The sequence below is a fragment of the Bacteroidota bacterium genome (assembly GCA_039821555.1).
In the GTDB taxonomy this organism is placed as follows: Bacteria; Bacteroidota; Rhodothermia; order Rhodothermales; family Rubricoccaceae; genus JBCBEX01.
This window is the reverse complement of the sequence record JBCBNX010000036.1, coordinates 1-9,608: the sequence shown is the minus strand read 5'-3', so window position 1 is coordinate 9,608 and position 9,608 is coordinate 1. Positions and strand designations below refer to the sequence as shown.

The window sequence follows — 9,608 nt, the reverse complement described above, 5'->3', positions numbered from 1 at the left end:
CGTCGGTTGACGTTCGTGCCGGTGCTGAACCCGGACGGGTATGTCTACAACGAGGAGGAGGACCCGAACGGCGGGGGCTTGTGGCGCAAGAACCGGCGGGACAACGGGGACGGCAGCTTCGGGGTGGACCCGAACCGCAACTACGGCTTCGAATGGGGCTACGACAACGAGGGGTCGAGCCCAAACGGCTTCAGTGACACCTACCGAGGGGCGGGGCCATTCTCGGAGCCGGAGACGGCATCGCTGCGCGACTTCGTGGAGTCGCGGCGGTTCAGGACCACCCACAACTATCACTCGTTCTCGAACCTGCTCATCTACCCATGGGGCTATGAGCGCGACCTCTACACTGCGGACTCTGCGCGCTTCGTGGACTTCGCGGCACTGATGACCGAGGCCAACAACTACCGTGGCGGCACGGGCAACCAGACCGTCGGCTACGTGGTCAATGGCTCTTCCGACGACTGGTTCTACGGCGAGCAGGCGACGAAGGACAAGATCTACGCCTTCACGCCGGAGGTTGGCACCTTCGAGGACTTCTTCTGGCCGTTGCCCGATCGCATCGAGCCGCTCGCGCAGGAGAACCTCGACGCGAACCTGCTGCTTGCCTGGGTGGCCGGCGGCTACCCCGACGTGCGTGTCGTGGGAGTCAAGGAAACGGACCGTGCCTGCCCGCCCTGCGGCGACGGGTTCGTAGACCCAGGCGACTTTGCCGACGTGTCGGTGCGCGTCACCAACATCGGCCTGGACGACCTCGATGAGGTGGCGCTCCGCCTGACGAGCGCCACGGACGACTTCGTGCCCGTCGGAATCGGGACTGTTGGGTCGATGCCAAGCGACGGCAGCGTTGAGATCGTGCTGCAACTGGAAGTGAGCCCGGACGCGCCCCTCGGCGTGGCCGAAGGGCTCGCCATCGAACTCGACCTGAACGGTGTCATCCGGACCGTGCCCATGAACGCGCTCACCGTCGGCACGCCCACCGTGCGCTTCGAGGACCCAGCGGAGACGGTCGCCGCCTGGATCCCGAGAGGCGGGTGGGGGCGCGAGCTTGTCGCTGGCGACCCGGCCTTTTCCGACTCGCCGAACCGGGATTACAGCAACAACGCCAGTGTTTCGCTCCGACTCGTTGAGCCGCTCGACCTGTCGGACGTAGAGGCCGCGCTACTGACCTTCCGCACGCAGTGGGACATCGAGGCGGGCTATGACTATGGACAGGTGCTCGTCTCCACGGGCGGTGGCGCGTTCGAGCCCCTCGCAGGTCGCTTCACCAAACCCGGCAGCGAGTTTACCCAGCCAGCCGTCGCAGGGCTTCCGATTTATGACGGCGTACAGGCAGCGTGGGTGGAAGAAACCATTGACCTGAGCGCGTACGTCGGAGAGCCGGAGGTTACCCTCCTCTTCTCCCTCACGTCCGACGGGGGAGTGACGGGTGACGGCTGGCTCATCGACGATGTCACCGTGGTCGAGCTGGTTGACGGGACGCAGGTGGACGCCGAGGGAACGCCTGAGGTGGCCGCGCTAGAACTCGGCCCGCCCTATCCGAACCCGACCGTCGGTGGGCTGACGGTGCCGTTTGCCGTGCCCGAAGCCACCGACGTGCGTGTCGAGGTCTTCGACGTGCTCGGCCGTCGTGTGGCCGTGCTGGCCGACGAGGCGCGCACTGCAGGGACGCACGTCCTCACCTGGGATGGGCGCTCGACGGCTGGGACGATGCCCGTTGCTGGCACCTACATCGTACGGCTCTTGACCGATGACGCCGTGCGCACACAACGATTCGTCCACGTGGGGCGGTAACCACCCTGTGGGCGCTACGTTCTGCCTCGGTTGGAGTCTACCACGCAATCCGTCGGTCGGGACGGCCCTCGAACGGGAGCGACGCTGTTGGTTCGTCGAAGCCGTCGGCCCAACCGCGCGGCCCCTCGTTGGCATGCGCTTCGGTATCAACAGCAGGAGCCTCCGCGCTCTCAACGGCAGCACGCAGGGCATCCGCGTCCGCATCGACGCCGGTCAGGAGGGGGCGCTCTGGGCCGAAGCTGGGACGGGTCTCGGTGAGCCGTGTGCCCTCGAAGTAGAACGCCAGGATGTCCTCGTAGTGCCGCCCTGCCTGCGCCTGACCGCGCGCGCCATACTGGCTCATCCCGACGCCGTGCCCGAAGCCCTGGCCCGAGAACACGTACGACCCGCCTCGACGCTCAACCTCAAAGTACGTGCTGCGCACGGCCATGATGCCAAACGCTCGCGACATCGCTGCCCGGAAGGCGGAGCCGGACATCGGGGCGTTTCTGCTGCCTGAAAGGCGTACCTCGGTCACCCGACCTTCAGCGCTCCGCCGCGTGATTTCGAAGCTACGCACCGTAAACCCAGCGGCACGGCCGAGAGCCCGGTGGACCTCGCCCGCAGGCTTGGTGGTCTGCCAGCGCTCGTGGGGCGTGTTGCGGTCGTAGGGATCAGGGCGGGCGCGGAGGTAGGGAACCGGCGCGCCGCGCCACGCCGTCTCGTTGGCCGAGATGTAACCACCGTTGGACGAAGAGTAGACCGTTTCAGCGAAGCGGCCATTGTAGACGAGTACCTGGCCCGCGGTGGCGACCGCTGCAGCGCGCGTGATCTCCGTGGTACGGTCGGCACCATGGTACACCTGATCGGCCGTGTGGTCTACGAGGTCGTACGCCCCGCGCTTGCCGCGCGACCGTAGCGCATACGTGCGCGCCAGTACGGCCTGCGCTTTCACACCCTCGATCTCCTGAAACGGGTACTCGCCTGCCGTGACGCTGGCCACGTAGGCCTCCAGCGGGACCGTGTTCACAAGCCGGAGACGCCCGCGGTCATCGTCGATGGCCAGCGAGCCCTCGTAGCGGCGCGTGGTCCGTCCAGCCGAGATCGCGACCGTGCCGCCTAGTCCTGGTTCGGCACGCAGACCAAGCACGGACACCACGCGGCGCGGCAGATAAACGTAGATGCGGCCGTACTCCGACTTCAGGGTGACGCGCGTCCCGGGTTGGAGCGTCGCCACGGGCGTCCCCCCGTCGCGATCGATCAGGGTCAGTCCGGCGTCGCCCGTCAGCATGACTTCGCTCGCACGTTCGCGTTCGAGCACCCGGACTCGAACGCTCTCGCCGATGACGAGATCATCGTCGATCCTGGCGTCGCTCGCGCCGTAGGGACTGGCTGCGCTCGTGGGCGCGCTCACCACAAAGGCAAGCGCGCCCACGAGCAAGCGTAGAATCGAACCGAAACGGCGGGCACGAAGCATCGGTCTCAAGCCAGCAAGGAAGATCGAAGGGAGCGGTGTGGAATGAAGAGGGGTGTAGGCGGAAATCATGCCAGGGTGCGGTGCCGACACGCCTTGGCTGGGTCACAGACTGAGGCGGTCGCGGAGGGTGCGTGACCGGCTGCGGCTGGCCAGCACTTCGTGGCCGCCCGAGAGCAGCAGCTTGTAACGCCCGCTGAACCACGACACCATCTCCCGGATGTGATCCAGGTTGACGAGCGCCGAGCGGTGCACGCGCATGAACCGCGCTGGGTCGAGGCGCGCTTCGAGGGCGTCGAGTGGGTGCGTGACGACGTGCCGTGACACCGAAGGTGCCTCGCCCTCGTCGAGGATGTAGAGGCTCGTAAGCCCGTCTTGCACCTCAGCCGCGACGAGGCGGTGCACCGGCACGATCGTGAAGCGGTCGCGCCCCGGGAGCGATAGCTGGCGTAGGTAGTCCGCCTCGTCAGTCGCAGTCTGGGCAGGGTCGGGTTGCGCTCGCTCCTCCAGCGTTTCGAGGAGGTCCGCAACGCGGTCCACGTAGGCGGCCCGGGCATCCACAGAGGCGCGGTCGGTGGCACGGCTCTCCACGCGGGCGATGGTTTCTGCCAGCCGCTCCGCCTCGACGGGCTTGAGGAGGTAGTCCACCGCGCTTGCTCGAAACGCCTCAACGGCGCGGTCGTCGTGCGCCGTCACGAACACGACCTGGGGGCGTGGCGGGGCGAGCCGCTCCACCACAGCAAACCCGTCCAGGCCGGGCATCTGGATGTCGAGGAAGAGCACGTCGATGGGCGCGCTCGACTGTTGTGCACGGGTGACCAAGTCAAGGGCATCCACGCCGTCGGCGGCCTCGCCCACGAGCGCTAGGCGCCCAGCCTCAACGAAGGGCGTGAGTTGGCGGGTCAAGCGTTGCCGGGCGAGCGGCTCGTCGTCAACGAGGAGGGTGCGAAGCGGGGTGGGGGCGTCAGCCATGGGTGGGAGTCGGGGCGGGCGTCGATGGAAGTGGAAGGCGAAGGGTGGCCGTCGTCCCGATACCCGGAGCGCCGTCTACCCGGAGCAGGTCGTCGCGGTCATAGAGCTGCCGGAGACGGTCGTGCACGTTGCTCAGGCCAACCCCGTAGAACGATGTCGGGTCGTCGGATCCGAGCGGAGGCGCGAGGCCAACACCTGTGTCCGAGACTGACACGACGAGGTGTTCTCGGACGTGACCGTCTCCCCTAAGGGCCGCCGCCTCGGAAGGCTCCAGGCGGGCGTGCACGGTCACGCTTCCGCCGCCGCGCTGCTTCTCGATGCCATGCTTGACCGCGTTCTCGGCGAGCGTTTGCACGGCAAAGGCCGGGACGGCATGGTCCAGCAGCGCGTCCGGGATGGCGACGTCCACGGTGAGGCGGTCGCCAAAGCGTGCTTGCTCCAAGGTGAAGTACTCACCCACCAGTCGGAGTTCGTCGCGCAGGGGGACGAACGGTTGGCCGCTTGTCGTCAGCACGTAGCGGAAGATGCGGGCTAGGCGCTCAACGTTGGCTTCCGCCTCTTTAGGCCGCTCGGCGATAAGTGCCGCAATGGTGTTGAGCGCGTTGAAGAGGAAGTGCGGGTTGATCTGCGCGCGCAGAGCAGTAAGCTGCGCCTCAGCGTGCTGGCGGACGAGCGCGTTCTCCCGGGCCACGAGCCGCAGGCGTTCGAGCGCGAGCGCGAGCTGGGCGGCGAGAGCCTTCAGCTGCTCCACATCGTCGAGGCTGTAGACGGTGCGGCGGGCGCGCTTCCGTCCGAGCACGAGCATGCCAAGTGGTTCAGTATTGCGCGCGTCGGCCACGACCGGCACCGCGAGCGAGAGCCCAAGCGACCGCAGCCGTGCATCGTCGTCCGGAGGTAAGTCCCGCTCGTTCAGCTCAGGGTTGCGGGTCCACACGAGAGACGGGTCGCCCGGACTACGCAGCAGATCTTCGAGGTGGCTCCGGTCGAAAAACGGCGGGCGGCGCTGGAACGAACCTTCGAGCCAGTCCGTGTCGGGCGCTTCTTCCTCGCCCTCAAGATTGCGGAGAAACACGGCCAGGGACGAGACACCGAGCGCTTCGCCCACCTCCTTGGCCGTTTCGTCAGCGAGGCGTTGAGCCTGCAAGAGGTGGCGCACACGTTCGCTGAAACGGTCGAGTCGCCGCCGGGCACGCTGGCGTTCGGTGAGCAACAGCGTGCCCAGCTTGTCGCGCAGCAATCGGCCTACCAGACCCACGCCGAGCAGCAGGACCAGGAGCCACAGGCCCACCACCAGCGAGGGGACAGGCGCCACGTCATAGAGGCGGCGTAACCCTTCCAGGCCGCCCACGAACGCGAAAAACAGCAGGCCAAGCCCCGCAGCCACGGTCAGGCCACGGGGCAGCACATCCGTCTTGCCATACCGCAGCGTCGCGGCGGTAACGAGGCCGACCGGCATCAATGAGAGGACCTGCACCGCCACGACGAGCCAGCCCGCGCGCAGATCAGTCACCGCGTCGGCGTCTGGTAGCCCGCGCAGCGCAAAGAACGCGCCCGCTGCGGCCACGATGAACACGACCAGGCTGCCCGCCCGGCTCCAACCCAGCGAAACAGCTGGCAGCACATCGTCATCGCCGGAGCGCGCTCGCAGGAACGACAGCCCCGTGGCCACCGCTACGTAGCAGCACACGTAGAACAGCGTCGGGGCGACGAGCGCCTCCATCGTCACCGGCCCCACCACGCCCACGAGCGCGTCGAGGAGCACGCCGACCATGAGCACCCCGCCCGGCAGAAAAACGAGCCAGCGGAGGCGACGAATCACGCGGTCGCGCACCGCACCGAGCACAACGAAGAGCAAGACCGCAGGAAACGCGATCCAGCCCGCTAGTGATACGACCGTGATGACGCGAAACGTCAGGGTGTAGCCTGGGTTCAGCGGCGGGCCGACGACGGTGAGCAAGCCGAGGCGGAGCCCGTGCCCCACAGCCCACACCGTCGCCGCGATCAGCAGCGCGACGGCGCCCCATGTGCGCCGTGACCGTACCGTCAGCGGGGCCACGATCCCCAGCGCCAGCACCGTCAAGAATGCGGCGATGGCGAAGCCCCAGAGCGATACCTGCCACAGCGCGCCTGAGAGCGGGTAGACGAACGTCGGGTAGCGGGTGAGCGGGATGTCGAGGCGAATCGGGACGCCGCCACGGCTGACACTGACGGGCACGACGGCACCAGGGGGGAGTCCCGCGACGGCCCCCTCCACATCGTCGGCGCTGAAAAACTGCATCCCATCAAGCGTGAAGAGCACATCGCCCACGCGTAGCCCTGACGCGTAGGCGGTCCCACGCGGGTCCACGTAGGCCGCCACAATCTCGCCGTCGCGGTCCGACCAGCGCGCCCAGTCGAAGCCGCGCGGCGGGGCGGCCTCCATCGGCGCTCCGACGAGCCGCGACACCTCTAGCCAGTCCATCACGAGCGTGCCGACCGGCAGCAGCGTCGCCAGCGGCAGCACGACCACGGCGAGGCGCAGCAGCCAGCGAGACGGCACGTTGGTGGACGAGGGCATGAGCAGGCAAGGAGGCAGTACGCCCAGAAGGTACGCTTGCCTGCGTCTGCTCCTGAGCTACGCGGAAGTCTCCAGCACGACCCCGTCGCGCCCGGCGAGGCGCTGCATGCCGCGCATGACCTCCGGGGTGGGGTCGACCACGGCGGTGCGGCTGCGCAGGCGGACGGGGCGGGGGACGGCCGGGTGCGCTACCTCGAAGTAGAGCTTCTTCTCGCCGCGGTTCTGCTCGCACAGGTGCGCGAACGCCTCCAACTCTTCGGCGTCTGTCGCCTCGGCGTCGAGACGGATTGTGATGGCTTTGACGAGTTCATCCCGGACGCGCCACATCGGGAGCAGGTCACGCGCGATGAGCTTCAGCCCGCCGCGGTTCTCGGCCTTGCCGCGGATGAGCAGCACCTCGTCTACCTTCAGGAGGTGCTGGTGCTTCTCGAATGTGTTGGAGAAAAGGACCACCTCGCACGCGCCCTCGGTGTCCTCGACGGAGAGGAACGCCATCGGGCGGCCTGATTTGGTCGTGCGCCGCGTGACCTCGGTGACGATCCCGCAGACGGAGGCGTCGCTGCCCTCCTGCACGTGCTCGGTGTCGCTGAGGTTGACCGACGAGAAGGTGCGCGCCTCCGCGGCGTAGTCGTCGAGCGGGTGGCCGGAGACGTAGAACCCGATCAGGTCGCGTTCCTCGCGGAGCTTCTGGCCGCGCCCCCATGGCTCCACCATCGGCAGCGCCGGCTCAAAGTCGGACCCGCCAACGCCTTGCTCGCCGAAGAGCGACGACTGCCCGGCAGCCTCGTCGGCCTGCGCCTTCTGCGCGTACTGCCAGGCGAGGTCGACGGCCTGCACGAGTTGCGCGCGGTGGCCTTCGAGGCTGTCGAGCGCCCCGGCTGCTGCGAGGGCTTCCACGGTGCGTTTGCCGACGGTCCGGAGGTCGAGCGCCTTGCACATCGTGAAGATCGACGTGAAGCGCCCGTCTTCCTTCGTGCGCCCGTTCTCGATGGCTTCGACGGCGCCGTGCCCTACGCCCTTGATTGCGCCGAGTCCGAAGCGGATGCAGTGTTTCCCGTTGACGGTTTCCACGGTGAAGTGGTCGCGCGAGGTGTTCACGTCCGGCGGCAACAACTCGATGCCCGCCGAGCGCGTCGCGTCGAGCGCGATGGCGAGCTTCTTCGAGTCGGCCATTTCCGTGGTCAGCACGGCCGCCATGAACTCGGCGGGGTAGTGCGCCTTGAGGTACGCCGTGTGGTAGGCGACGACGGAATAGGCGGCCGAGTGCGAGTTGTGGACGATCAGCCCGTCGGCGACAAAGTTGTGGTCGTGCTCAACGGTGAGATCGTAGGTGTCGCGCTCGCCCATCGGCGTGATCGCGACGACCTCGTCCCAGTACACATCGCTCTCGGCGACAGCGGCGAGGCGCTCCGAAGCAAAGAAGCGAGCGAGCTTGGCAATGGTGGCCCGTCGGAAGCCCCGCTTGCCCTTCGAGCCGGATCCGTAAAACTCTTTGACCGAGACGCCCGCCTGCGTTTCGAGCGCAGTCCACGTCAGCCCGAGTTCCTGCCGCTCTTCGTTGACCCACGCGCGCACGTCGGCAGGGATGGTGTCCTTGCTCGTCAGCCCACGTGTGGTGGAGGCAGCATAGCGTCGGAGTTCGTCAACGTGTGCATCGCGCCCGACGATGTGCGGCGCGATTACGTCCAGAAAGCGGGGCAGTGTGCCCTCGCCGAGGAGGTGGACCGTGTAGCCCGGCCGCTCCGTGCCCCGGTACTTGAACACCTTCGCTTTGACGCGGCTCACCAGCCCGAGGCGCAGCAGCAGCGTCTGCACGTCGCGCGCCAATTGCTCCGACGACGTGGCGTAGTACGGCGTGTGGTTCGTCCGGTTGGCGATGAAGCCGTCTCCCGCCCAGAGCCGCCCGAGGAAGAGCGCGAGGTCGGCGTCGCACAACGAGAAAACCTCGGCAGGGACATACTTCGCATCGGCTCTCTTGCCGAGGAGGCCGAGCCGTTCGGTCCAGCGGAATGCGCCCGAGCGCGTTGGAGCCTGGACCTTGACGCCGCGCTTATTCCACGGTGGCGTGCTGCCGAACCGCGCGTCACGCCCTGTGTTCGCGGCGACTTCGAGGCGACCGTTCTTCCGTTCGTCAATGCGTGCGACCGTGTTCGGAAACTGGCCGATGGCGCTGGCATAGTCCTCAACGAGCGTGCGGTCGTTGCCGTAGAAGTAGAGCGTGGACGGGTGGCAGGTGTTGCCTATCGCGATCAGCCCGGCGAGCGCGATGAGTTCGTGTTCGGGCCACGAGGCATCCGTCTCGACCGAGAGCACACGCGGCGCGGCGATGCGGTCGCCCGGCGCGAGGTTCTGCAGGTTCGTCCAGCCGCCGAGCGTGCGGAACGGGTGGTTGCCCGTCGCCACAATGCGCTTGCCGAGGGATGTAGTGAGTTCGTAGACCGGCTTCACGCCGTTCCACACCACGTTCTCCACACGGCGTGGCACGAGCCGGCCCGTGTCGTCGAGCGCGTGGATCGTGAATGGCGCGACGATCAGTGCGTCGCGCTGGTCAAAGAGGTCGCCGACCGTTGTGCGCGCCCCCGTGGCAGCATCGTGGACCTCCGTCTCGGCCACAACGCACTTGTTGAACCCATAGCCCGCGAACTTCGCCATCATGTCGAAGACCTCGTTGGCCTTCTCTGCGGGCACACCCTTCTCGGCGGCACCATCGACGAAGATGACGCGCTGCTTGTCCATCTCGGACTGCTTCTTCTTGCCCATCGCGCGGCGCAGCAGGTCGGCCCCGCCGAGCGTGTAGCCGCCCATCACCTGCGCCATCTGCATCACCTGCTCCTG

General features: G+C 67.4%; 5 protein-coding genes. 1 reads left to right on the top strand and 4 read right to left on the bottom strand.

The features are described from left to right. Nucleotides 1-1,791: M14 family zinc carboxypeptidase (locus AAFU51_18590; GenBank protein MEO1573261.1), on the top strand; the 1,791-nt coding region annotated here is incomplete at its 5' end. Nucleotides 1,792-1,828: 37 nt separating this feature from the next. Here AAFU51_18590 and AAFU51_18585 read toward each other — a convergent pair. From AAFU51_18585 to AAFU51_18570, 4 genes are all read right to left on the bottom strand, one after another. Further along, nucleotides 1,829-3,247 (bottom strand): SpoIID/LytB domain-containing protein, encoded by a 1,419-nt coding sequence (locus tag AAFU51_18585; GenBank protein ID MEO1573260.1) that lies wholly within the window; start codon nt 3,245-3,247, stop codon nt 1,829-1,831. A gap of 102 nt (nt 3,248-3,349) precedes the next feature. After that, complete coding sequence (locus AAFU51_18580; GenBank protein ID MEO1573259.1) at nt 3,350-4,216, bottom strand: LytTR family DNA-binding domain-containing protein; 867 nt, start codon at nt 4,214-4,216, stop codon at nt 3,350-3,352. Continuing rightward, nucleotides 4,209-6,773: a histidine kinase gene (locus AAFU51_18575; GenBank protein MEO1573258.1), complete on the bottom strand. Its 2,565-nt coding sequence runs from the start codon at nt 6,771-6,773 to the stop codon at nt 4,209-4,211. Before AAFU51_18575 ends, AAFU51_18580 begins: the two co-directional genes overlap by 8 nt. A gap of 57 nt (nt 6,774-6,830) precedes the next feature. Beyond that, on the bottom strand, nt 6,831-9,608 hold a 2,778-nt coding region (locus AAFU51_18570; protein ID MEO1573257.1), incomplete at its 5' end, for an LAGLIDADG family homing endonuclease.

Coding starts and splice junctions, on each gene's coding strand:
- AAFU51_18575 (MEO1573258.1), bottom strand. CDS start 6,773: ATGCCCTCGTCCACCAACGTGCCGTCTCGCTGGCTGCTGCGCCTCGCC.
- AAFU51_18585 (MEO1573260.1), bottom strand. CDS start 3,247: ATGCTTCGTGCCCGCCGTTTCGGTTCGATTCTACGCTTGCTCGTGGGC.
- AAFU51_18580 (MEO1573259.1), bottom strand. CDS start 4,216: ATGGCTGACGCCCCCACCCCGCTTCGCACCCTCCTCGTTGACGACGAG.